The organism is Candidatus Arsenophonus triatominarum, from assembly GCF_001640365.1.
Classification (GTDB): Bacteria; Pseudomonadota; Gammaproteobacteria; order Enterobacterales; family Enterobacteriaceae; genus Arsenophonus; species Arsenophonus triatominarum.
Genome location: NZ_LWMI01000011.1, coordinates 123,460 through 144,772 on the forward strand (window position 1 = coordinate 123,460; position 21,313 = coordinate 144,772).

A 21,313-nucleotide genomic window follows, 5' to 3' on the forward strand; every position below is an offset into this window, starting at 1 on the left:
TTGCCGCTAAACAGTTTGAGCGGGAGTTTGAAACTTTCAAGGATATCAACGCCAAAGCGATTTGCGTTAAAAAGTAATTACCCTACCTGACCTATTCTACTTAATGAACATAAATACTCATTCATCAATTAACTTTGAGGAATTATTATATGCAAAATTTAATCAACATCGAAACAAAAAATATCAATGGCGAATTAATCCAAACGGTTAATGCTCGTGATTTACATTTATTCCTGGAAATTGGTAAAGATTTTTCCAACTGGATAAAAGATAGAATTAAACAATATGGATTTGTAGAGGGCGATGATTTCATTATTGTTGAAAATTTGAGCTCTCCAAAACTGGCGAGTGCAAAATCTCGTCAACGAGTGCTTAAAGAGTATGCAATTTCTATCAATATGGCGAAAGAGTTATCAATGGTTGAGCGCAATGAAAAAGGGAAACAGGCCAGACAGCATTTTATTGAATGTGAAAGAAAAGCATTAGAAGCTGTCAGTCCGGTTGAGATACTAAATGACCCATCAGCGATGAGAGGATTGTTGCTTAATTACACAGAAAAAGTTATTGCACTTAAACACACAGTCGATGATATGAAACCGCAAGTCGAAGCGCTAAAACGAATCAGCTATTCAGAAGGTTCGCTTTGTATTACTGATGCGGCAAAATCACTCAAAATGAAACCCAAAGCACTTTTTTCATGGTTACAAGGACATGATTGGATTTATCGGCGTGTTGGTGGAAAAAATTGGGTTGGCTATCAGGATAAAATCAAGCAGGATTTAATCGAGCATAAAGTGACTGTCGTTGCCAGAAATGACGGTTCGGAAAAGTTAACTGAACAGGTAAGAATTACGCCAAAAGGACTTGGAAAATTATCCGTTCTTATTAGTGAATAATATAGCTAGGCGACTTAATTTTGATTACAAGGTGTGTTATGAGTTATACAATTGATTTTCGACGTAAAGTAATATCTGTAAGGAAAGCCGAAGGTTTAACAATTCGAGAAACTGCGAAACAATTCCGTATTGGAAAAGCGTCTTTAGTACGTTGGCTTAAACGACCAGAGCCAAAAAATTCAACGCCACGTAAGAGGAAGCTCGATAAAAATGCTTTAGCAAAAGATGTGGAACAGTATCCAGATGCTTACCAAAAGGAACGGGCAGAGCGATTCGGTGTTTGTAAAAAGACTATTTGGCAATCCCTTAAAAAGCTGGGATTAACCTATAAAAAAAACTCTATTCCATCCAAAAACCAACGAAAGCGACAGGCTGGCACATCAGCAAAAAAGACAACAGTATGAAAAAAAAGATAAATTGTATTAGTCTTAACTTAATCTGATAATTCTGATTTAAAAAAGAGAGTTACCGGTTTTAATTAACATCATTAGATAATAAAATAAAAGGTAATTCTATGTATCAAACAAATAATCCTATCATCAAACATAAAGTCGGGTTACTTAACCTCGCTGAAGAACTTCATAACGTCTCAAAAGCCTGTAAGATTATGGGGGTATCCCGAGATACGTTTTATCGCTACCAGGAACTTGTTAACGATGGTGGGATAGACGCTTTAATTAATCAAAATCGACGGGTGCCTAACGTAAAAAATAGAGTAGATGAACAGATTGAAAGCGCTGTAGTTGAGTATGCGATTGAATACCCTGCACACGGTCAACACCGCAGTAGTAATGAACTAAGAAAAAAAGGCATTTTTGTTTCGGGGAGTGGCGTTCGCTCTATTTGGCTGCGCCATAATCTCGAAAATTTTACAAAACGCCTAAAAGCGCTTGAAGATAAAATCGCAACAGAAGGAATTATCCTGTCAGAATCACAAATCAGTGCTCTAGAAAAAAAAGCACAGGATGATGAGGCCAATGGTGAGATTGAAACAGCGCATCCAGGTTATCTGGGTTCACAAGATACTTTTTATGTCGGTCATTTAAAAGGCGTTGGTCGTGTTTATCAACAAACTTATATTGATACTTACAGTAAAGTCGTTCATTGTAAGCTTTACACAACAAAAAGCGCGATAACGGCGGCAGATTTATTAAATGACAGGGTTCTCCCTTTTTATTCCCGGCATGGGTTACCGGTGTTACGTATACTGACGGACAGAGGCAGTGAGTATTGTGGTAAAGTTGAACATCACGATTATCAACTTTATCTCGCTATCAATGATATTGATCATACAAAAACTAAAGCTCGTTCACCTCAAACTAATGGGATTTGTGAACGCTTTCATAAAACTGTATTACAAGAGTTCTATCAGGTGGCTTTTCGTAAGAAAATCTATAGGGCTTTAGATGAATTACAAGCTGATTTAGATAAATGGTTAGCGGAATATAATAACCAACGCACTCATCAAGGAAAAATGTGTTGCGGTCGAACTCCTATGGCAACTTTACACGATGGAAAACAACTTTGGAGAGAGAAAGATTTAAATCAAATTTAACCTGACAGGTACTGTATAAATAACCGGTAACTGTCAGATCAAGTCTGAGCTACTACAGATAAATCTGTTGTTTTTATTGATGAAAGTGGTTTTTCACATGACACTCCACGAACTCACGGCTATTCCCCAAAAGGTCACCGTTGTTTTGGCCTGAAAAACTGGGGTGCTAAGGGAAGAACAAATGTTATTGGCGCTTTATTGGGAACAACCCTTTTTGCTATCGGATTATTTGATTGCAATATTATAGCTAGGCGACTTAATTTTGATTACAGCATATGTATTAAAAACAGGTCATCGATAGTGCATCCTGTTTCCATCTTTTTACGTTTAGCTTGAGACCATTTATGTTCTATAGGATTTAAATCTGGTGAATACACAGGCAAATATTCTATCTGGTGTCCTGCGTTTATAATTGCCTGTTCAATATTCTTACCTTTGTGAAAGCTAGCGTTGTCCATAAAAATAACAGAATTTTCAGGAAGTTCTGGGAGCAATATTTTTGTGATCCAAACATAAAAAACATCACGGTTAATATTGCAATCAAATAATCCGATAGCAAAAAGGGTTGTTCCCAATAAAGCGCCAATAACATTTGTTCTTCCCTTAGCACCCCAGTTTTTCAGGCCAAAACAACGGTGACCTTTTGGGGAATAGCCGTGAGTTCGTGGAGTGTCATGTGAAAAACCACTTTCATCAATAAAAACAACAGATTTATCTTTTTTTTCATACTGTTGTCTTTTTTGCTGATGTGCCAGCCTGTCGCTTTCGTTGGTTTTTGGATGGAATAGAGTTTTTTTTATAGGTTAATCCCAGCTTTTTAAGGGATTGCCAAATAGTCTTTTTACAAACACCGAATCGCTCTGCCCGTTCCTTTTGGTAAGCATCTGGATACTGTTCCACATCTTTTGCTAAAGCATTTTTATCGAGCTTCCTCTTACGTGGCGTTGAATTTTTTGGCTCTGGTCGTTTAAGCCAACGTACTAAAGACGCTTTTCCAATACGGAATTGTTTCGCAGTTTCTCGAATTGTTAAACCTTCGGCTTTCCTTACAGATATTACTTTACGTCGAAAATCAATTGTATAACTCATAACACACCTTGTAATCAAAATTAAGTCGCCTAGCTATAACCGTGATGTTTTTTATGTTTGGATCACAAAAATATTGCTCCCAGAACTTCCTGAAAATTCTGTTATTTTTATGGACAACGCTAGCTTTCACAAAGGTAAGAATATTGAACAGGCAATTATAAACGCAGGACACCAGATAGAATATTTGCCTGTGTATTCACCAGATTTAAATCCTATAGAACATAAATGGTCTCAAGCTAAACGTAAAAAGATGGAAACAGGATGCACTATCGATGACCTGTTTTTAATACATATGCTGTAATCAAAATTAAGTCGCCTAGCTATATCACTAACACCGCATGCATTAGCAACTCTAGATATGCCTATATTCTTAATTGGGTCATATAGATTGTTCATATGACATTCTCCTTATGTACTTACAGTACACATATTATCGTACTGATAGTTTTTTGCAAGAGGTTTATATTGTACCTATGGTACAGAGTGAAAAAGTGCGTAAAGAATTTTCCCAGAGGCTAGCACGAGCCTGTGAACAAGCTGGGTTAAACCAACATGGTCGAGGTGCAGCTATAGTTAAAGCTATAGGTGTCACTTCTAAAGCTGTTAGTAAATGGTTTAATGGAGAATCTTTGCCAAGACAAGATAAAATTTATGCTCTTGCTAATTTTTTAAACTGTGATCCTATTTGGTTGCAACATGGTAAAATAAGCCCTGTTTCACATATCATCTTTGATAAAGATCGAAAATCATTTCAAGAAACTTTAACCCCAGAACACATTGAATTAATCAAATTATTTAATGATCTCCCAGAAGAAAAAGCTTTATATTTCCTTGAAGAAATGAGAAAGCAAAAAAAATATTTTGATTCTGTTTTCAATGAAATGCTAAAAAAGAAAAAAAATAATCCTCTATAAATCAATAATATAATATCTATTGAAAAATTTTTATCAAAATAACGTACTTTTGGTACTTGAATTAATTGTACTTATAGTTCAATATGATGTTCATCAAAGGCAAATAGCTAGCGATTGAAAAAAGTGAACGGCGCACTCTAACGCACGGGCGGACGGCGTATCTCTTAAGAGACAATGTACCGAAGAGGCAGAACCCATTTTCCATTACAAACACGATTATTCATTCATCTAATTTGTTAAGGAAAAATATTATGAAAAAAACATCTGCTATATGCCCTGTATGTTCTAAACGTTTCAATCCCAACAAATCTTACGAACACATTAAGGAATTTCACCCTACAGCAAGTGACTATCAATTAGCTATCATTCGTGATGTACGTCGTAAATGTTATGGGCAGAGTAAACCAGTGAAACATAAAAATGCGGCTTTACTTCCTCACACATCAAACTTTGCAATATCACGGACAAGAGCCACTAAATTAAGAGTTGCCTGACAATTTGATAGTCTTTGCAGCAATCTTATCCTACACTTAATTCCATAAGTTTCAGATAATAGTTATCCCTCCCGATGGGCTGGGAAGGTAAAATCTCCCAATTTCAGGGAGGCCAGGTTGTTAAAGAGCGGTGTTACTTAGATGGCATTTTGCTTATCAGCAGGGATACCATCTGTTGGGTTTAGGTAAAGATCGGGGCGTAATTCGTGGGGAGTTATTCCTGTTAACTCGTAAATTGCTAAAACACGATCGACAGGTACACGACCTTTATACTTATTTTTCCATTTGCTTATTGACATTTGTGATAAGCCAAGATTTTGAGCTAAAGTTTTGCTACTGCCCATTTCTAAAATAGCTTTCTGTAATCCGTTCATGATACCTCCTAATCAACTAAATAAGTTACCTTTGGTTTATTAATTTGTCAACCTAAAGGTCATTTTGGTTTATAACCTTTAGGTTTATACTTATAAAATGAAAAAAGAAAATAACTTAAATGCCAACGAAATCGTTGCAACAAGACTAGAACAGCTTTTGGCAAGAAAAGGCATTAAGCAAGCTGATTTGGCTCGCATATGTCAAGTATCGCCACAAGCTGTTTATAAATGGTTTAGAGGCAACAAAAGGGGGAAAATAAGCAAAGAAAGTGCTTTAAAGATTTCAAAGTCTCTTGATGTCTCTATAGAATGGCTATTTGGTGATGATACCTACCCTTCACCTTCGGAAAATGAGAAAAAAGGGTTAAAATTATTAACTGAGCACGAATCAGAATTGATTGATATTTTTAGGTCATTACCTGAATCAGAAGCAAGCAAGTTTTTTGAAGAAATTCAAGGAGTAAAAATTCACTATGATAAAATATTAAATGAGTTAATGGCCAAAAGAGGTATCAAAAAAATCTAAACATCATCTTAATCTCTTCTGAAGACACACCTAAAATAAACCTTTGGTTGACAAAATAAAAACTCTATGGTTTAATTAACCCTATCAGCTCACTGCAACAGGCAAACGCCAGACAATACTCCGAGTTATCTGTGAAACTTTACCAGACGTTGCTAAGTAGCCAGCCTGAGGCATACGAACATGAAGGCAAGTGTAGTCATCAGTAACTAAGCATTATCGCTCTTTAACATCTTAGAACGGATTCAGGCACTCTTGAATCAACCATCATTGAGTGAGTTTTGGGGTGTGTGAAATGTACAGAACAGTCAAATCTCGTTTCTACACCAGGGAATAAACAGACTGTGGGTACAAACCGGAAATATCCGGCACACACCGCTAAAACTTACTTTGGAGGTCAACATGACACAGATTGCCGTCATTAAGCGTAGTAACTACGCCCAACGTAGATATGAACGTAGAGCTGCATTTCTGGCTAAAAAACGTCAGGAAGCAGAACAAAAATGCCAAGCCCGTTCTACAGAGCAAATCCTTGATTCCATATTCAACAAGCAAGATGACACCATTAATACCATTGCATCACTCACTCTCAATCTAAAAGACAAAAAGCCTCAGCCTTCATTTGATAACTGTTGCTTACCGAATACTTATCTCTATTCTGCAAGAAAATACTCAAAAACCCGCAAATCAAATAGCATACATACAAAATGATTTGATAGTCTTTGCAGCAATCTTATCCTACACTTAATCCATAAGTTTCAGATAATAGCTTTCCCTCCCGATAGGTTGGGAATTTGAAATCTCCCAATTTCAGGGAGGCCAGGTTGTTAAAGAGCGTTAGTGTTACTGTTTTTTTAAATTAAGATCCCATACATGCACTAAGTCTGGTCTAATATCTTTAGCACTGACTTTGCCTTTTGTTGCTCTAACGATCATTGGTACATGTTCTGGGGAAACTTTTGCCTTATTGTGGAGCCATTTAAAAATTGCTTGTTGTGTCAAGCCACATGCTTCACCTAATTTTTTTTGAGTTCCAACAATTTCAATGGCTGTTTTAATTGCTTCATTCATAAAACCTCCGTTGTTTATTATAAATATAAAACTTAAGTTGTTTTTATCAACAACTATTTTCGTTTGAATTTTAACAACCGGAGTTGTATCTTTTACTTATGAAAACAACACTTGCACAAAGATTAAGGCAGGCGAGAAAATCTGCTGGTTTGTCACAGAAAGAATTAGGCGCAGCAGTAAGTGTGTCGCAGGCTGCTATTCAAAAACTAGAATCAGGAAAAGCACTCAATTCTACTAAGCTGATAAATATAGCTAAAATTCTAAATGTGAATCCTGAATGGTTATCACTGGGGCTGATAGATGATCAAAATTCCCTATCAAAAGAAGATTCCTCGTCTATACTTTTAGCAACAAATCAAAGTAATTCAACAAACTCATATAAAGTTGAAGTATTAGATATTGAAGCAAGTGCAGGTAAAGGAATAATGATTCATAATGAATTTATTGAAACAATCAAATCGATAGAATATGCGGATTATGAAGGTAGAAAGTTATTTGGCGGAAGGCCTGATAAGTCAATAAAAATAATTACAGTGAAAGGTGATTCAATGGCTAAAACTTTTGAACCACAAGATCAAATATTTGTTGATACTTCAGTAAATTATTTTGATGATGATGGCATTTATGTCTTTGTGCTTGAAAAGCAAATTTATATAAAACGTTTACAAAAACAACATAAAAAAATCGCTATTATTTCAGATAATCCATGTTACGAAACTTGGTATCTAGAAGAAAATATGATTACTGATTTGTATATCATGGCTAAGGTACTCATCAGTCAATCAGTAAAATATAAATTTCACGGATAATCTTTAAAAACCAATTCCAATACATTTAGTTTTTCTGAGAGCTTTTCTGATTCAACTTTCACTTATCTTCCTTCATTTTTGAATAAAAATAAATTTTTTCTATTTATAAACCAAATAGATGAGCTCATCAAACCAACAAAACAACTTAAGTTGTTGGCAAAATTAAAACCAAAGTTTTATAATAACCCCATCAACTCACTGCAACAGGCAAACGCCAGACAATACCACGAGTTATCTGAAACTTTGCCAGACGTTGCCAAGTAGCCAGCCTGAGGCGTATGAACATGAAGGCAAGTGACGACAGTTAAGCTATACCGCTCTTTAACACCCTTTCGCTGAAAAAGCGAACCATAAAACACCCAAACAGTCGGTTTTGGGGTGTGTGAATAAACAAAATACAGCCATTAAGTTAAAACCAACACCAGGGTACTACCAATATGACTGTAAATTTGACTTGTTAGTTCTATCACACACCACCAAAACCCATTGTCAGGAGGTAATATGTGTAACTTTCATGGTTATGATAATGCTCGCTGTCGTAGACATGAGCGTAGAAGCGCCAAGCGAGCAGCCTATAACTATAACAAAGCGCTTAATTTGGCATTGAAAGCAGCGTTAAACCCATCTAAAAAATCTAACCAACTAACAACTCCAAATCCTAAACGCCCTGTTCTTTCACTAAAAAGAAAAATGATGAGTCGTGTAGAAAAAGCAATATCAATACGCCTAACTAAAGTTTATGACTCATTTGATAATTGCTGTTTGCCTGAAATAGCTTTATACACTGCTAAAAGGTTTAAAAATAAACCTAAGCTCAACTTCGGAGTAACTGCTAATGTTTGAGAATAACAAAACGATTAAGGTTCAAATTGTTGCTGATGTTAGAGCAAAGTGTAACTATATAAAGCCTGTTGCTCAATAGCAAAATTAATTATGACTTACAAAAAAACCAGCCGATGATGATAAAATCATCAATTTTTGCATTAAAAATAACCTATGTAAGATTAAAAAATAAACTATTTTTGTATTTTTTAGATGTATCTAACTTGTTTTTATTTTAAGCAACTTTATTTCACTATTGAGCAACATGCTTATAGTAGATATGAACGAAGAAGATTATAAAAAATTTGAAAGAATTATCGATTCACAAATGACATCCAGCAAGATGAATGATGCAATTCTTGATATAGCAAGCAAATATGGAATTTATGATAATATCGACTTCTGCGAACCTGAAGACATTGAATTCCATCTGATAGGAGAATAATTAATCAATTCACAAAATCAAATCCTTTCTTTTTATTAATCATAAATAAACAATTCATAATATAATCAATGTCTTATTAAGGTGATCATTATTCCTGTTTTGTGTGTTGTTGGATTACACAGAGGGAGCGAGCCTGACGCGCCAGAAATATCTGGCAATCAAATTAGTTTCAGGATGTGTGAATGCGGCTCTGCGCTCGCGGGACAGTCAACATTCTATAAATTATCTTTCAAATAGCTAAATATAGTTTGATTGCGTTTACCCGACCGTGATGACTGTAATCGGACACCAAGAGGCACTTGGCACACATCCTAACTTTTCAGCAAATGTTAACAAGGAGTACACATAATGAGATTGGACAATCCACGCATTGTAACGGCAAAGCATCCCAATATGGGTAATCTGGTTGGGATTACTAATGGTAGTCGTCATTTGAGCGATGCAAAATACTTAAGCAGCATTGATATATGGAATGACGACGACATGGAAACAAGAACTTTCAAAGAAATTATACAGTGCTTAACAAAAGAAAATAAGCGTCTTAAAAAAGAGAATTTAAGACTGATGAAGATATACCGTGAAATTGGCGGGCTGTGCAGGATTTGAACCTGCAACATAGGGACTAGAAGAATTTGAGTATTGCTGTTGCAGCACCGATAGTCAAAACTATCACACTACCCAGCTTTAAAAGTAGTCCTGTAGCAATATGTTCAACATCCTTACGAATTAAGGCTATCTGAGCGTCAGTTTTTTCAAAACGTGCTTGTATCTGAGCTTCGTTCTTCTCAAAACGAGCAGCCATATCTTTGCGAACATCAGCTATTTCAGCAGATAAGTCTTTACGAACATCAGCGATTTGAGCTTCGTTCTTTTCAAAGCGAGCAACCATATCTTTACGTACGTCTTCTAAATCTCTTTTTGTTGCTACATCAGCAACCTCATGTGACTTACGTACAGCAATAGAAATTGCTTTTGCCTGCTCTTTTGGCAAACCTGCATTCTCTAATGTTTCGACAAATTCTTGTGTATCAAATGCAACTTGACCCATAGGAAATCCTCCTTTTTGGTAAGTATAACGGGTTTAGGGTTCAGTCTGCAAAATCTTTCATCAATTAACTTTGAAGAATTTCTACATGCAAAATTTAATCAACATCGAAACAAAAAACATCAATGGTACATTAATCCAGACGGTTAATGCCCGTGATTTACATGCGTTTCTAGAAGTAGGCAAGGATTTTACCACATGGATTAAAGACCGAGTTAACCAGTATGGATTTGTTGAAAACGAAGACTACGTAATTGTAGAAAATTTGAGCTCCCCAAAATCGGGGAGTGCAAAATCTCGCCAACGGCCTATGAAAGACTACTGCATCAGTATCGATATGGCGAAAGAATTATCAATGGTTGAGCGTAATGAAAAAGGGAAACAGGCCAGACAGTATTTTATTGAATGTGAGAGACGGATTTTACAGCCGAAATTATCTAATAACCCAACAACTTTAGGCTTACCTAATTTCCTTGACCCTGCTGAATCAGCCATTGCATGGGCTGAGCAGCATAAAAAAGTTCAACTGTTAGGGGTACAGGTTCAACAGCTTGAAACCGAAATCGATAGCCTAAAAAACCTGTTTCAGATTGGTATGACACCTGTTCAATTCTGCAAGCAGCTTAATGGCGTAAATATTAACCAGGTCAACCTTTTTCTGGAATCGCGTCATTTTCTCTACGATGCAGAAAAGGATATCAGCAAGGCTCATGTCTGGCGTGTTCATTCTTATGCGAGAGATACCTATCTAACCGAATCACCCTTCATCATGACAAACGATTACGGGAAACGCCAGTGTTATAAAATCGTTCTGCTAAAAAAGGGGGCTTCATGGCTATATAACCAATACCTCAAAAGTAAGCTACCGATGAAGAAAGACTGGAACGGCGAATTCACTCACGACAAATATAGTCAGGTGGCATAAGGGGTAACGATGAACAAAGACAACATCCTGCTAGCGCTGGCAAGACAGGCAGCAAAGTTAGCGATTGATACCCAACGACAAGATATATGGCTAATCGCTTTATCACTGCAACTAAAAGCTTATGGAAAAAATCATCATGCCCCTTAAATCTGAAAAGGCGAAAAAACGCCATCTTAAAGAAAAAATTATCACTCTGCTACTGGATTCGTCCTTTTCACAAAATGAAATCGAGTTATTAGTCGCGGAGATTAAAACCAGAAAAACAGGATGCTATTTCAGTTCGAGGAGGTCAAATGAACCCTTACGCCATGCAAGATTACTGGTACGAACAACAGCAAGAAATTGCTTATTGGGAAGACAGGCTGGACGACGAAATCAGCGAACTTGTCCAGCCTGTTTATGACTGCCTACCTTCCTCAGTGATGCGAAAACTCAGTATTGAGGATTTTGACGATATCTGGAAGGCGCTGTTTAACCATTTCAAAAATGAGAACATCCATCAGTACAAAGCACTTCGAGCACCTAAGAGGAAATATCTATGAGCGAAACACAACATACCGAAAAAGAGAGAAGTTTTCAACAACAGGTTTGGGAAACGCTGTCGGTGATTAATGTTAACGATAAAGTTGAAAAGAAAAACGGCCTTTCTTATCTCTCATGGGCTTGGGCATGGGGCGTATTAATGGCACATTATCCAGAATCCTACTATGTCATTGATGCCATTAGCTATAACAATGATGGCAGTGCGATGGTGTCGTTAACACTCACGGTTAAACAAGGAAATAATGAGTTTCCCCGAAAAATGTGGTTACCCGTTATGGATTACCGGAATCAGGCTATTTCTAACCCTAATGCCGTTGATATCAATAAAACGCTCATGCGCTGTCTCACCAAGGCTATTTCAATGTTTGGATTAGGATTTTATATCTATGCCGGAGAAGACTTGCCTGAACAGGAAAAAATTGTAATACAGAAAGAAGCCGCACAACAAAAAGCCCGTTACGAACAATTAATCCAGGAATTAGAAACATCAGCAAAAGGCGGTATTGAATCAATGAAATCCCATTGGCTGAAATTAACACCAGAAGAGACGGATATCATTGGCGAAGAAAATAAAATGGCTATTTATCGCAATATTGCAATGAAAAACGAGGCTAATCATGAAGCAGAAAACGGACGAATGGTTTCAGGCAAGACTTGGGAAAGTCACCGCCAGCAATTTACACAAGGTGTTATCCAAAGGCAGGGGAACAACGCAACGAAACTACCTCATGCAATTAGTTTGTGAAACCCTTACCGGACGACGAGAAGAAATTAAAACCAATCAGGCCATTGAACGGGGCATTGCCCTTGAACCACAAGCTAGAGCGCGATATTGCCTCAATGAGTTTGATGTCACGGTCACCGAAGTGGGCTTTATCTGTAGTAGCTCAGACTTAATCTGACAGTTACCGGTTATTTATACAGTACCTGTCAGGTTAAATTTGATTTAAATCTTTCTCTCTCCAAAGTTGTTTTCCATCGTGTAAAGTTGCCATAGGAGTTCGACCGCAACACATTTTTCCTTGATGAGTGCGTTGGTTATTATATTCCGCTAACCATTTATCTAAATCAGCTTGTAATTCATTTAAAGCCCTATAGATTTTCTTACGAAAAGCCACCTGATAGAACTCTTGTAATACAGTTTTATGAAAGCGTTCACAAATCCCATTAGTTTGAGGTGAACGAGCTTTAGTTTTTGTATGATCAATATCATTGATAGCGAGATAAAGTTGATAATCGTGATGTTCAACTTTACCACAATACTCACTGCCTCTGTCCGTCAGTATACGTAACACCGGTAACCCATGCTGGGAATAAAAAGGGAGAACCTTGTCATTTAATAAATCTGCCGCCGTTATCGCGCTTTTTGTTGTGTAAAGCTTACAATGAACGACTTTACTGTAAGTATCAATGTAAGTTTGTTGATAAACACGACCAACGCCTTTTAAATGACCGACATAAAAAGTATCTTGTGAACCCAGATAACCTGGATGCGCTGTTTCAATCTCACCACAGGCTTCATCATCTTGCGCTTTCTTTTCTAGAGCACTGATTTGTGATTCTGACAGGATAATTCCTTCTGTTGCGATTTTATCTTCAAGCGCTTTTAGGCGTTTTGTAAAATTTTCGAGATTATGGCGCAGCCAAATAGAGCGAACGCCACTCCCCGAAACAAAAATGCCTTTTTTTCTTAGTTCATTACTACTGCGGTGTTGACCGTGTGCAGGGTATTCAATCGCATACTCGACTACAGCGCTTTCAATCTGTTCATCTACTCTATTTTTTACGTTAGGCACCCGTCGATTTTGATTAATTAAAGCGTCTATAGCTAGGCGACTTAATTTTGATTGCAAGGTGTGTTATGAGTTATACAATTGATTTTCGACGTAAAGTAATATCTGTAAGGAAAGCCGAAGGTTTAACAATTCGAGAAACTGCGAAACAATTCCGTATTGGAAAAGCGTCTTTAGTACGTTGGCTTAAACGACCAGAGCCAAAAAATTCAACGCCACGTAAGAGGAAGCTCGATAAAAATGCTTTAGCAAAAGATGTGGAACAGTATCCAGATGCTTACCAAAAGGAACGGGCAGAGCGATTCGGTGTTTGTAAAAAGACTATTTGGCAATCCCTTAAAAAGCTGGGATTAACCTATAAAAAAAACTCTATTCCATCCAAAAACCAACGAAAGCGACAGGCTGGCACATCAGCAAAAAAGACAACAGTATGAAAAAAAAGATAAATCTGTTGTTTTTATTGATGAAAGTGGTTTTTCACATGACACTCCACGAACTCACGGCTATTCCCCAAAAGGTCACCGTTGTTTTGGCCTGAAAAACTGGGGTGCTAAGGGAAGAACAAATGTTATTGGCGCTTTATTGGGAACAACCCTTTTTGCTATCGGATTATTTGATTGCAATATTAATCGTGATGTTTTTTATGTTTGGATCACAAAAATATTGCTCCCAGAACTTCCTGAAAATTCGGTTATTTTTATGGACAACGCTAGCTTTCACAAAGGTAAGAATATTGAACAGGCAATTATAAACGCAGGACACCAGATAGAATATTTGCCTGTGTATTCACCAGATTTAAATCCTATAGAACATAAATGGTCTCAAGCTAAACGTAAAAAGATGGAAACAGGATGCACTATCGATGACCTGTTTTTAATACATATGCTGTAATCAAAATTAAGTCGCCTAGCTATATCCCACCATCGTTAACAAGTTCCTGGTAGCGATAAAACGTATCTCGGGATACCCCCATAATCTTACAGGCTTTTGAGACGTTATTAAGCTCTTCAGCGAGGTTAAGTAACCCGACTTTATGTTTGATGATAGGATTATTTGTTTGATACATAGAATTACCTTTTATTTAATTATCTAATGATGTTAATTAAAACCGGTAACGCTCTTTTTTAAATCAGAATTGTCGGATTAAGTTAAGACTAATACACTTTATTCTATATCACCAATTGTAGTAAAAATTGCGATGGAGCTTGCCTATCTTTGCCTTGCTAGGCAAGCAGATATTTTATCTTTAACTTATTCTCAGCTATCTAATGACGGCATATTTATTAAGCAAGGTAAAACAGGGATCGCACAGATAAAAGCATGGACAGATCGTTTACATGCAGCCATAGAGTTAAGTCATACTTTACCTTTAGACAAAGGAATTAGCAGTATATATGTTCTGCATCAACAAAGTGGATCTGGGTACACTCGTGATGGTTTCAATAGCCGATGGAGGAAAGCAAAAGAAGAAGCCAAAATTAAATTTCCACACTTAAACTTTGATTTTACTTTTCACGATTTAAAAGCAAAAGGTGTTTCAGATCTTGATGGTTCTTTATCTGAAAAACAAACAATATCTGGTCATAAAAACATTTCTCAAACCGCAAGATACGATAGAAAAATTAATGTTGTCCCTGTTGTTGGAGGTCAGAAAAAGCAATGATTAAATCAAAAATATAGTGAAATTATATAGCGAAAATATAGTGAAACGTGATTTTAGTCACAAAAATTTACTCTTAAGAGACTAAGTTTTCACCACTTAACTTATTGATAAACATTGGAAAATTTCATGGTGCCCAGGGCGGGACTTGAACCCGCACAGCCTTAAGGCTGAGGGATTTTAAATAAGTATATTTTTGTTTATAAATCAATATATTACGTTTATTTTCAGAACATAACGCGAATATAAGTAGTAATAAAAACAATTAAATAGGTAGACAATTTGATTTATCTTCTGAAAGAAATAGTCAATAAATTTAAGTTACTTTTTATCCCTTGGTAAGAAAATTTATTTGTCACCCATTTAATTTATCCAACCAAAACACCCTACCATTCTTTAACTACGGAGATATATTTATGTCTAAATTAATCACAATTCAAAATAATCAATTACTCGTTTAGCCTATCTCACATATAACCACTAACATGCAACTAACAACTAATAGTTAACAACTTGCTTCAACGCTGCTAATATGATGGCCCTTGATTGGGGCTAGTTAGCTTTAACTATTGTATTTAACTTCTATTTTTTTGAATAAGCATGTTAACAACTCGACGACCAAAATTAACACTCGGTTTCTCGATTAGGTTATAAGTGCTATAAGACATAACAAAGGTGAGTATAAACAAAATTATAAAAAGTGTGACTCCTCCATTATTATTATAAATTCCCAAATCCCTGAGATAAATTCCACTTAATTTTTTTACCACCATGTGATTAATATAAAGAGAGTATGACATCTCCCCCATCATAAGCCAGAATTTTCCAAAATTAATCTCTTTATTCTTACAAAGAAGAATAAGCGATCCAACCAATGCAAATGAATATAACCCTCCTAGTCCGGATCCTCGATTATATCCAGAAATTATTAGTACAACGGAAACCCAAAATATGCTTACCATAGCAATATTAAAAATAATATTATTCGATATTCTTTCATTATAGCTAGGCGACTTAATTTTGATTACAAGGTGTGTTATGAGTTATACAATTGATTTTCGACGTAAAGTAATATCTGTAAGGAAAGCCGAAGGTTTAACAATTCGAGAAACTGCGAAACAATTCCGTATTGGAAAAGCGTCTTTAGTACGTTGGCTTAAACGACCAGAGCCAAAAAATTCAACGCCACGTAAGAGGAAGCTCGATAAAAATGCTTTAGCAAAAGATGTGGAACAGTATCCAGATGCTTACCAAAAGGAACGGGCAGAGCGATTCGGTGTTTGTAAAAAGACTATTTGGCAATCCCTTAAAAAGCTGGGATTAACCTATAAAAAAAACTCTATTCCATCCAAAAACCAACGAAAGCGACAGGCTGGCACATCAGCAAAAAAGACAACAGTATGAAAAAAAAGATAAATCTGTTGTTTTTATTGATGAAAGTGGTTTTTCACATGACACTCCACGAACTCACGGCTATTCCCCAAAAGGTCACCGTTGTTTTGGCCTGAAAAACTGGGGTGCTAAGGGAAGAACAAATGTTATTGGCGCTTTATTGGGAACAACCCTTTTTGCTATCGGATTATTTGATTGCAATATTAACCGTGATGTTTTTTATGTTTGGATCACAAAAATATTGCTCCCAGAACTTCCTGAAAATTCTGTTATTTTTATGGACAACGCTAGCTTTCACAAAGGTAAGAATATTGAACAGGCAATTATAAACGCAGGACACCAGATAGAATATTTGCCTGTGTATTCACCAGATTTAAATCCTATAGAACATAAATGGTCTCAAGCTAAACGTAAAAAGATGGAAACAGGATGCACTATCGATGACCTGTTTTTAATACATATGCTGTAATCAAAATTAAGTCGCCTAGCTATAACACGAACGTAAAACTCAGCTATGATCATCCCATAAATAAACTCATATAGGATTGGATTAGAAAGAAAAGTTAAATTTCTAACGATATTATTGTTATCGATGTCTCTAGTTATTGGATCTAATTGTAGAAAACCACGAAAATACATCTGTGCGGTACATACAATAATAATTATCATAAAGATGCAGATTGTTGTCCGACGCTTATGACTCATAAATATTGCAGCAGCAAATATAGCATAAAAAATAACCTCATACGTGAGTGTCCATGCGGGTATATTGATGCTATATCCATACCATGGACCAATAAAGTTATAGTCATTGGGTATATAAATAAAACTTTTAATTATTTGCGAGGCAGTATAATTTTGATTGATGTTAAAAATAATTAGTAATAACAATACAAAACAATATACAGGATAAAGTTTAAAAAATCTCTTAAGAGAAAATTCTAAAGTTGTATTGTTTTTTTTATTTATTGATGAGTAAACTATGACAAATCCACTAATAACAAAAAATATATCAACACCTACTTCACCTAATCCGAATAATCTATCACCAATATCAACTTGTAAATAGACGTTATTCAGATATTGCCTAAAATGAAAAGCGATGACTAATAATACAGATATCCCCCTAAGAAACTGAATAGCATCTAATTTTTTATTGTTCATAACAATATCCATAAATTATAACGGATTATATATGACATAAAAATTATTTAATCACCACGGATTCATTAATAACTCATTTACTTATTAATTTCTAAGATTAATTTATATGAAACTGAAAATCCAACTGAATTTATTGGCGTTTGTAAAACTATTTGTGAATCAGTGTTAGATACTACACCTATTGGAGCTGCATTTGTAGCTTGTGATTGACTAGAAATCACAGTGTGAACATCAAAATCAATGATTTTAAATCCTTCGGGGGCGTCTATGGATACTCGTCCATCTGGGTTAACGGGTTTAAGTTTCCAACCTTTCATAATACACATTCCTTTGCCTAAGTATCTGTATGCTGTACCCGAATCAGGCAAAAAGCAGGGCTCTAAATATTTATCATTAATTACGTCTATATTCACCCAATTATTTGGTGATAGTCTTCGAATATCGCCAGTATAAATACCTGTATTAAAGAAAAGTACCCCACTAGATGAATCTTGATAACTAAGATATGCCGAATTGAAGACCTCCCTTGATGCATCCATTTTTAAATTTTTGACAGTTAATCGTCCATGAGACATAGAATAAAACAATGAATTATTACCAGATGGAATTGTTAATGGCTGTTCATTACCTGTAAGTAATGACATCGAATGCCAGGGGCCATTTTTCCCCGTTGAATTAACTATATCTTTTTGCTGTGCAAATGACTCTGATATCTCAAGAGCAGCATTTTGCAAGAGTACGTGAATTCCTTCCCATGCTTCAATTCCTAACCTCATGTTATTACCATCACCATTCAACATTGTCACCGCAATTGCTGTCTCGTTTGTACTATCATAGTTCCCCTGACCTACAACTGCTCCCTCAATATAGCCAGTAAATTCAGAATAACCACAACTTCTCAATACAAGGCCAAAAGGACACGCATCAATTTCTACTCGCAAATTAAAACTTGTATTTCCATTATTTGGAGGAGAAAGATTCTCAGGCGTTGGTGTCACGGGATCTGCATAAAAACCCTTATGACATGAGTCTATGCGAATTGTACCTTTTGTTCCCCAGCATGAATATCCAAATACCCCATACTCACAGTCATTGACGGTAACGTCTATTTCAGCCTTAATAGCATAATTAAGATGTAATCCGATTCTGCCAGTACTCTTAGTGGGAGATCTTCTTGGTAATCCATACGTAAGCTTAAATCCTTTGAAAACCACTCCGCGTATAAATTCATCTGCACTACCTGCTGTTGTAGCGTTCATTACTCTTACGAAGCAGTCTTGTCCGAATGGCGGTGAGACGACATTAATGGTACGCTTTATTGTTGTGCCTCCAGAGTCAGTTTGTGGGTTGATTCCAGCTTTCCATTTTGAATTTACACCTATGCTTAAATAGTCGAATTTAAAATGATATTGAGCATATGAAGGACAATTAACTTCTGTCTTCCCTCTAGCATAATTCTCTGCTGCTTGGCATGCCGCCCAGTCAATGGTTTGATCTAATGAAGTTACGTGAGGGTAAACCGTTTGTGCTTCTTTTAATGTCTTAAATCGCTCAGATAGCGGGTGGACATTACCATCACCAATCGCACCAAATTGTTCAGGCGTAACATAATGCAACATCTGTTGCAGATTACCCGATGGCTGGACACCTATCATTGATGCACCATCGGGTTGTTTAAGCTTACCTTTAAATTGGTCAGGATCGTACTTTAGAATATTTGGAAAATAGAATTGTTGCGCACCATGGCTGTCATACACAACCATTGAATGACCTTCTACTGTGACAAACTTGGCAATTTGACCGTTGTAAACTGGATAGCCAGCTTGATTGATGATAATAGGTTGTGCAACAGGGACATGTGATCCGTCTTCATTCTCAAGATATACCTGAATCTGGTTCTCTGGGATGGTGGGATCCCTATCGATTTTACCGATGTAAACCTTACCATTGCTTGCAGCAGCAAACTTTCTTCTTAAGGTGAATAATTGGCTTGGCATACTCACGACAACATTAGGCATAATATCTGACATTTTTTCTCCAGATAGAAATGAGGTGTATATTTATTAAATAATGGGATTTATAAAACTTTTAGATAGGATTGTTATTCGTTGTTGTTACTTTTTGTCATTCCACTCATCGTAGCAACAAACCAAGTCTGGCCATTTGCTGGAACTCTTCACGACTCAGCGTATCACGAAGTACTCTCATTACGGCTTTATTTTTAACAAAGCGTCTTTCAGCAGCTTCAATGGCTGATTGACTCGCTCCAGCATTAACCGCTTAGTTGCTTCGCTGAATAGCTTTCTCTATTGCATATCTGCCACTACGTTTACTGGCTAAATTGCGGCAATACCAGAATACAAAGCAGAACTCGCTAAAGAACTAATACAGAACCAGTTACTCCAGCTCCTGCATAGCCAGCAATAGCCCCAACCGCTTATTCTTGAGTGGGTCAGAAATAATTTGTAATATTTTTGGTAATTCACCATTGAGCGTTTTCAGGACGGAACTGATCTTCCCTGTATGTTCAATGCTTCTTAAAGGTTTTGACGCCGCTTTGCTAATAAGCCATAAGCTTCTGTCAGTCTTCCAAGATCGGGTGAATATTGTCTAATCACATTAATGTTTTGTGGTGTAAGTATTGAAGCAATATGTGAAATTCCCGCGCCTTCTGATTTACCCCCTCTACACCTTGTGATGCTGCATCCTGCAATATTGATGCTATCGTTGGTTCATGTTCATCCTTTGGAACAGATTTCATTATTTTATGAAAATCTTTTAAACCTTTTTCGATGAGCTTTGTAATGCAGAAACGCCTTTTGTGATTAGCGCATCATTTGATAGGTCTCTTCCAAAAATAGCTTCAGCATCTTTTGGGCGGTTATTCTTGCCTTAGATAATTCATTAGCCTTTCGTCCAGTCTTCAAGAAAACCACCCTGTTGTGCCATTTTCTGCATATCTTGTGTTATGCTTGTCTAACTTCTCCAGCACGTCTGGCCGCATTTGCTTCACCTCTACGGCTATATTTTTCTGCTGCATCAGAAAATTTAGCTCTCCATGCTTTCATGCCATCAAACGTAATTCCCCCTTTTTTATAAGCAGAAACAAATTGCTTCATTTCAGATGATAAAGGAACGCCAGCAGAATTTTCAGCTTGAACAACCGCATTGGCATTAGCCATTTTCATCTTTTGATTTGGCATTGTAGATCTAACATTATTCCAGGCTTTCCACTCTGCCTCTCTCATTTCATCTAGATTTTGATATGACTCTTCCTTTAATCGCTGCGCTTTTTTCTGATGCCGTTCCAGATTCTGCACCTAATTCCTCTAAGTTTTTGTTCAACTTGCTTTTTATTTCATCAAATGCTTTCATGTGAGCATCTTGCACAATTCCTGGTGTTGAAGATAAAACTCCTTCAGTTTTGCGCAATGCCTGTACTACCTGAACGCATACCTGGCGTTAAAGCATTAATGTCAATACCCGTAACATCAGCTGCTTTAGCAACATCCGGATCTATTTTGGCGGCTTGTTCTGCTATTGATTCTCGTCCTGCTTCAGATCTGGCTAATTGTACAATATCATTTGCCGTGTTAATTTCAGTTGATGCTGGTGATGCTGTACGTTGCACAACTGCATTATAAGCTTTACCTAATAGCGGAGTAATCGCTCTCGTTAATCCACTACCAGCAACCCCAATACCCAAATCAGTCGCTAAATTTTGGCCATTATCGCGCTGACTATTCTGTGCTAATGCCCCTAACTATTTTCAGCCACCATATGCCGCTAATTTAGTTGC

29 protein-coding genes and 6 pseudogenes are annotated in these 21,313 nt (G+C 36.6%); 24 read left to right on the forward strand and 11 right to left on the reverse strand.

The window, feature by feature from the left end:
• Window positions 1–149 precede the first annotated feature (149 nt).
• From AYJ55_RS11405 to AYJ55_RS33080, 5 genes and pseudogenes are all read left to right on the forward strand, one after another.
• The gene (locus AYJ55_RS11405) at window positions 150–896 is read left to right on the forward strand and encodes an antA/AntB antirepressor family protein (RefSeq protein WP_063656457.1); all 747 of its coding nucleotides are present in this window, start codon (window positions 150–152) and stop codon (window positions 894–896) included.
• A gap of 38 nt (window positions 897–934) precedes the next feature.
• The gene (locus AYJ55_RS11410; protein ID WP_063653415.1) at window positions 935–1,300 is read left to right on the forward strand and encodes an IS630 transposase-related protein; all 366 of its coding nucleotides are present in this window, start codon (window positions 935–937) and stop codon (window positions 1,298–1,300) included.
• A gap of 110 nt (window positions 1,301–1,410) precedes the next feature.
• Window positions 1,411–2,451, forward strand: a complete 1,041-nt coding sequence (locus AYJ55_RS11415) for an IS481 family transposase (protein ID WP_063656459.1) — start codon at window positions 1,411–1,413, stop codon at window positions 2,449–2,451.
• A gap of 75 nt (window positions 2,452–2,526) precedes the next feature.
• Window positions 2,527–2,649 (forward strand): annotated as a pseudogene (locus tag AYJ55_RS34605) (transposase); the annotation flags it as partial.
• Window positions 2,650–2,787: a hypothetical protein gene (locus tag AYJ55_RS33080; RefSeq protein WP_245677343.1), complete on the forward strand. Its 138-nt coding sequence runs from the start codon at window positions 2,650–2,652 to the stop codon at window positions 2,785–2,787. It begins immediately after the preceding pseudogene.
• 44 nt (window positions 2,788–2,831) lie between these two features.
• Here AYJ55_RS33080 and AYJ55_RS11420 read toward each other — a convergent pair.
• Together AYJ55_RS11420 and AYJ55_RS11425 are read right to left on the reverse strand one after the other, a co-directional pair.
• Window positions 2,832–3,251 (reverse strand): annotated as a pseudogene (locus AYJ55_RS11420) (transposase); the annotation flags it as partial.
• Window positions 3,175–3,540 (reverse strand): IS630 transposase-related protein, encoded by a 366-nt coding sequence (locus tag AYJ55_RS11425; protein WP_063653415.1) that lies wholly within the window; start codon window positions 3,538–3,540, stop codon window positions 3,175–3,177. The pseudogene AYJ55_RS11420 and the gene AYJ55_RS11425, both read right to left, overlap by 77 nt.
• A 19-nt stretch (window positions 3,541–3,559) precedes the next feature.
• On the opposite strand from AYJ55_RS11425, the gene AYJ55_RS11430 reads away from it, so the two are divergent.
• The 3 genes and pseudogenes from AYJ55_RS11430 to AYJ55_RS11440 all read left to right on the forward strand — a co-directional run bounded on the left by AYJ55_RS11430 (window position 3,560) and on the right by AYJ55_RS11440 (window position 4,948).
• Complete coding sequence (locus AYJ55_RS11430) at window positions 3,560–3,841, forward strand: transposase (protein WP_281181134.1); 282 nt, start codon at window positions 3,560–3,562, stop codon at window positions 3,839–3,841.
• A 172-nt stretch (window positions 3,842–4,013) separates the two neighbouring features.
• A pseudogene (locus AYJ55_RS33085) lies at window positions 4,014–4,241 on the forward strand (helix-turn-helix domain-containing protein); the annotation flags it as partial.
• 464 nt (window positions 4,242–4,705) lie between these two features.
• Window positions 4,706–4,948: a hypothetical protein gene (locus tag AYJ55_RS11440; RefSeq protein WP_063656463.1), complete on the forward strand. Its 243-nt coding sequence runs from the start codon at window positions 4,706–4,708 to the stop codon at window positions 4,946–4,948.
• Window positions 4,949–5,085: 137 nt separating this feature from the next.
• Here the strand turns inward: AYJ55_RS11440 and AYJ55_RS11445 are convergent, their stop codons facing one another.
• Window positions 5,086–5,322, reverse strand: coding sequence for a transcriptional regulator (locus tag AYJ55_RS11445; RefSeq protein ID WP_063656465.1), 237 nt, complete (start codon window positions 5,320–5,322; stop codon window positions 5,086–5,088).
• A gap of 97 nt (window positions 5,323–5,419) precedes the next feature.
• Between AYJ55_RS11445 and AYJ55_RS11450 the strand changes: the two genes are divergently transcribed.
• Window positions 5,420–5,848 carry a helix-turn-helix transcriptional regulator gene (locus tag AYJ55_RS11450; RefSeq protein ID WP_063656467.1) on the forward strand — a complete coding sequence of 143 codons (429 nt, stop codon included), beginning with the start codon at window positions 5,420–5,422 and terminating at the stop codon, window positions 5,846–5,848.
• Window positions 5,849–6,247: 399 nt separating this feature from the next.
• Window positions 6,248–6,556 (forward strand): transcriptional antitermination N peptide, encoded by a 309-nt coding sequence (locus tag AYJ55_RS11455; RefSeq protein WP_063656469.1) that lies wholly within the window; start codon window positions 6,248–6,250, stop codon window positions 6,554–6,556.
• Between the two features lie 132 nt (window positions 6,557–6,688).
• Here the strand turns inward: AYJ55_RS11455 and AYJ55_RS11460 are convergent, their stop codons facing one another.
• Window positions 6,689–6,916 (reverse strand): transcriptional regulator, encoded by a 228-nt coding sequence (locus tag AYJ55_RS11460; RefSeq protein WP_063656471.1) that lies wholly within the window; start codon window positions 6,914–6,916, stop codon window positions 6,689–6,691.
• A gap of 98 nt (window positions 6,917–7,014) precedes the next feature.
• Between AYJ55_RS11460 and AYJ55_RS11465 the strand changes: the two genes are divergently transcribed.
• From AYJ55_RS11465 to AYJ55_RS11485, 4 genes are all read left to right on the forward strand, one after another.
• Complete coding sequence (locus tag AYJ55_RS11465; RefSeq protein WP_063656472.1) at window positions 7,015–7,725, forward strand: XRE family transcriptional regulator; 711 nt, start codon at window positions 7,015–7,017, stop codon at window positions 7,723–7,725.
• Window positions 7,726–8,226: 501 nt separating this feature from the next.
• Window positions 8,227–8,568 carry a transcriptional antitermination N peptide gene (locus AYJ55_RS11475; RefSeq protein WP_063656474.1) on the forward strand — a complete coding sequence of 114 codons (342 nt, stop codon included), beginning with the start codon at window positions 8,227–8,229 and terminating at the stop codon, window positions 8,566–8,568.
• Window positions 8,569–8,812: 244 nt separating this feature from the next.
• Complete coding sequence (locus tag AYJ55_RS11480; RefSeq protein WP_063656475.1) at window positions 8,813–8,992, forward strand: hypothetical protein; 180 nt, start codon at window positions 8,813–8,815, stop codon at window positions 8,990–8,992.
• 348 nt (window positions 8,993–9,340) lie between these two features.
• Window positions 9,341–9,598, forward strand: coding sequence for a hypothetical protein (locus AYJ55_RS11485; RefSeq protein WP_063656476.1), 258 nt, complete (start codon window positions 9,341–9,343; stop codon window positions 9,596–9,598).
• A 16-nt stretch (window positions 9,599–9,614) separates the two neighbouring features.
• On the opposite strand, the gene AYJ55_RS11490 is transcribed toward AYJ55_RS11485, so the two are convergent.
• Window positions 9,615–10,040 (reverse strand): CCDC90 family protein, encoded by a 426-nt coding sequence (locus tag AYJ55_RS11490; protein WP_063656477.1) that lies wholly within the window; start codon window positions 10,038–10,040, stop codon window positions 9,615–9,617.
• Between the two features lie 70 nt (window positions 10,041–10,110).
• On the opposite strand from AYJ55_RS11490, the gene AYJ55_RS33090 reads away from it, so the two are divergent.
• From AYJ55_RS33090 to AYJ55_RS25925, 5 genes are all read left to right on the forward strand, one after another.
• The gene (locus tag AYJ55_RS33090) at window positions 10,111–10,962 is read left to right on the forward strand and encodes an antA/AntB antirepressor family protein (RefSeq protein WP_245677344.1); all 852 of its coding nucleotides are present in this window, start codon (window positions 10,111–10,113) and stop codon (window positions 10,960–10,962) included.
• 9 nt (window positions 10,963–10,971) lie between these two features.
• Window positions 10,972–11,109, forward strand: coding sequence for a hypothetical protein (locus tag AYJ55_RS30745; RefSeq protein WP_187153132.1), 138 nt, complete (start codon window positions 10,972–10,974; stop codon window positions 11,107–11,109).
• 146 nt (window positions 11,110–11,255) lie between these two features.
• On the forward strand, window positions 11,256–11,504 hold the full coding sequence (locus AYJ55_RS11500) for a hypothetical protein (RefSeq protein ID WP_063653611.1): 249 nt from the start codon (window positions 11,256–11,258) through the stop codon (window positions 11,502–11,504).
• Window positions 11,501–12,250: a Sak single strand annealing protein gene (locus AYJ55_RS33095; protein ID WP_063653613.1), complete on the forward strand. Its 750-nt coding sequence runs from the start codon at window positions 11,501–11,503 to the stop codon at window positions 12,248–12,250. The genes AYJ55_RS11500 and AYJ55_RS33095 overlap by 4 nt, the downstream gene beginning before the upstream one ends.
• Window positions 12,192–12,407: a PDDEXK family nuclease gene (locus AYJ55_RS25925; protein ID WP_245677346.1), complete on the forward strand. Its 216-nt coding sequence runs from the start codon at window positions 12,192–12,194 to the stop codon at window positions 12,405–12,407. Before AYJ55_RS33095 ends, AYJ55_RS25925 begins: the two co-directional genes overlap by 59 nt.
• Window positions 12,408–12,440: 33 nt before the next feature.
• Here the strand turns inward: AYJ55_RS25925 and AYJ55_RS11510 are convergent.
• Window positions 12,441–13,331: pseudogene (locus AYJ55_RS11510) on the reverse strand (IS481 family transposase); the annotation flags it as partial.
• Window positions 13,332–13,366: 35 nt separating this feature from the next.
• Between AYJ55_RS11510 and AYJ55_RS11515 the strand changes: the two are divergent.
• The gene (locus AYJ55_RS11515; RefSeq protein WP_063653415.1) at window positions 13,367–13,732 is read left to right on the forward strand and encodes an IS630 transposase-related protein; all 366 of its coding nucleotides are present in this window, start codon (window positions 13,367–13,369) and stop codon (window positions 13,730–13,732) included.
• Window positions 13,701–14,189 carry an IS630 family transposase gene (locus tag AYJ55_RS11520; protein ID WP_063653499.1) on the forward strand — a complete coding sequence of 163 codons (489 nt, stop codon included), beginning with the start codon at window positions 13,701–13,703 and terminating at the stop codon, window positions 14,187–14,189. Before AYJ55_RS11515 ends, AYJ55_RS11520 begins: the two co-directional genes overlap by 32 nt.
• 22 nt (window positions 14,190–14,211) lie before the next feature.
• Here the strand turns inward: AYJ55_RS11520 and AYJ55_RS25930 are convergent.
• Window positions 14,212–14,364: pseudogene (locus AYJ55_RS25930) on the reverse strand (helix-turn-helix domain-containing protein); the annotation flags it as partial.
• A 90-nt stretch (window positions 14,365–14,454) separates the two neighbouring features.
• On the opposite strand from AYJ55_RS25930, the pseudogene AYJ55_RS11525 reads away from it, so the two are divergent.
• The 3 genes and pseudogenes from AYJ55_RS11525 to AYJ55_RS11540 all read left to right on the forward strand — a co-directional run.
• Window positions 14,455–14,961, forward strand: a pseudogene (locus tag AYJ55_RS11525) (tyrosine-type recombinase/integrase); the annotation flags it as partial.
• Between the two features lie 1,035 nt (window positions 14,962–15,996).
• The gene (locus AYJ55_RS11535) at window positions 15,997–16,362 is read left to right on the forward strand and encodes an IS630 transposase-related protein (protein ID WP_063653415.1); all 366 of its coding nucleotides are present in this window, start codon (window positions 15,997–15,999) and stop codon (window positions 16,360–16,362) included.
• The gene (locus AYJ55_RS11540; protein WP_063653499.1) at window positions 16,331–16,819 is read left to right on the forward strand and encodes an IS630 family transposase; all 489 of its coding nucleotides are present in this window, start codon (window positions 16,331–16,333) and stop codon (window positions 16,817–16,819) included. The genes AYJ55_RS11535 and AYJ55_RS11540 overlap by 32 nt, the downstream gene beginning before the upstream one ends.
• Here AYJ55_RS11540 and AYJ55_RS25935 read toward each other — a convergent pair.
• From AYJ55_RS25935 to AYJ55_RS11560, 4 genes are all read right to left on the reverse strand, one after another.
• Window positions 16,750–17,526 (reverse strand): acyltransferase family protein, encoded by a 777-nt coding sequence (locus tag AYJ55_RS25935; protein WP_162505495.1) that lies wholly within the window; start codon window positions 17,524–17,526, stop codon window positions 16,750–16,752. The two genes, AYJ55_RS11540 and AYJ55_RS25935, sit on opposite strands and share 70 nt — an antisense overlap.
• A 65-nt stretch (window positions 17,527–17,591) precedes the next feature.
• Window positions 17,592–19,544: a phage head-binding domain-containing protein gene (locus tag AYJ55_RS33100; protein WP_063656482.1), complete on the reverse strand. Its 1,953-nt coding sequence runs from the start codon at window positions 19,542–19,544 to the stop codon at window positions 17,592–17,594.
• Between the two features lie 936 nt (window positions 19,545–20,480).
• A complete protein-coding gene (locus AYJ55_RS11550; RefSeq protein ID WP_162505496.1) occupies window positions 20,481–20,834 on the reverse strand; it encodes a hypothetical protein in 354 nt (117 codons plus the stop codon).
• Between the two features lie 98 nt (window positions 20,835–20,932).
• Window positions 20,933–21,220, reverse strand: coding sequence for a hypothetical protein (locus AYJ55_RS11560; protein WP_063656488.1), 288 nt, complete (start codon window positions 21,218–21,220; stop codon window positions 20,933–20,935).
• Window positions 21,221–21,313 lie beyond the last annotated feature (93 nt).

Coding starts and splice junctions, on each gene's coding strand:
- AYJ55_RS11405 (WP_063656457.1), top strand. CDS start 150: ATGCAAAATTTAATCAACATCGAAACAAAAAATATCAATGGCGAATTA.
- AYJ55_RS11410 (WP_063653415.1), top strand. CDS start 935: ATGAGTTATACAATTGATTTTCGACGTAAAGTAATATCTGTAAGGAAA.
- AYJ55_RS11415 (WP_063656459.1), top strand. CDS start 1,411: ATGTATCAAACAAATAATCCTATCATCAAACATAAAGTCGGGTTACTT.
- AYJ55_RS11425 (WP_063653415.1), bottom strand. CDS start 3,540: ATGAGTTATACAATTGATTTTCGACGTAAAGTAATATCTGTAAGGAAA.
- AYJ55_RS11440 (WP_063656463.1), top strand. CDS start 4,706: ATGAAAAAAACATCTGCTATATGCCCTGTATGTTCTAAACGTTTCAAT.
- AYJ55_RS11445 (WP_063656465.1), bottom strand. CDS start 5,322: ATGAACGGATTACAGAAAGCTATTTTAGAAATGGGCAGTAGCAAAACT.
- AYJ55_RS11450 (WP_063656467.1), top strand. CDS start 5,420: ATGAAAAAAGAAAATAACTTAAATGCCAACGAAATCGTTGCAACAAGA.
- AYJ55_RS11455 (WP_063656469.1), top strand. CDS start 6,248: ATGACACAGATTGCCGTCATTAAGCGTAGTAACTACGCCCAACGTAGA.
- AYJ55_RS11460 (WP_063656471.1), bottom strand. CDS start 6,916: ATGAATGAAGCAATTAAAACAGCCATTGAAATTGTTGGAACTCAAAAA.
- AYJ55_RS11465 (WP_063656472.1), top strand. CDS start 7,015: ATGAAAACAACACTTGCACAAAGATTAAGGCAGGCGAGAAAATCTGCT.
- AYJ55_RS11475 (WP_063656474.1), top strand. CDS start 8,227: ATGTGTAACTTTCATGGTTATGATAATGCTCGCTGTCGTAGACATGAG.
- AYJ55_RS11480 (WP_063656475.1), top strand. CDS start 8,813: ATGCTTATAGTAGATATGAACGAAGAAGATTATAAAAAATTTGAAAGA.
- AYJ55_RS11485 (WP_063656476.1), top strand. CDS start 9,341: ATGAGATTGGACAATCCACGCATTGTAACGGCAAAGCATCCCAATATG.
- AYJ55_RS11490 (WP_063656477.1), bottom strand. CDS start 10,040: ATGGGTCAAGTTGCATTTGATACACAAGAATTTGTCGAAACATTAGAG.
- AYJ55_RS30745 (WP_187153132.1), top strand. CDS start 10,972: ATGAACAAAGACAACATCCTGCTAGCGCTGGCAAGACAGGCAGCAAAG.
- AYJ55_RS11500 (WP_063653611.1), top strand. CDS start 11,256: ATGAACCCTTACGCCATGCAAGATTACTGGTACGAACAACAGCAAGAA.
- AYJ55_RS33095 (WP_063653613.1), top strand. CDS start 11,501: ATGAGCGAAACACAACATACCGAAAAAGAGAGAAGTTTTCAACAACAG.
- AYJ55_RS11515 (WP_063653415.1), top strand. CDS start 13,367: ATGAGTTATACAATTGATTTTCGACGTAAAGTAATATCTGTAAGGAAA.
- AYJ55_RS11535 (WP_063653415.1), top strand. CDS start 15,997: ATGAGTTATACAATTGATTTTCGACGTAAAGTAATATCTGTAAGGAAA.
- AYJ55_RS25935 (WP_162505495.1), bottom strand. CDS start 17,526: ATGGATATTGTTATGAACAATAAAAAATTAGATGCTATTCAGTTTCTT.
- AYJ55_RS33100 (WP_063656482.1), bottom strand. CDS start 19,544: ATGTCAGATATTATGCCTAATGTTGTCGTGAGTATGCCAAGCCAATTA.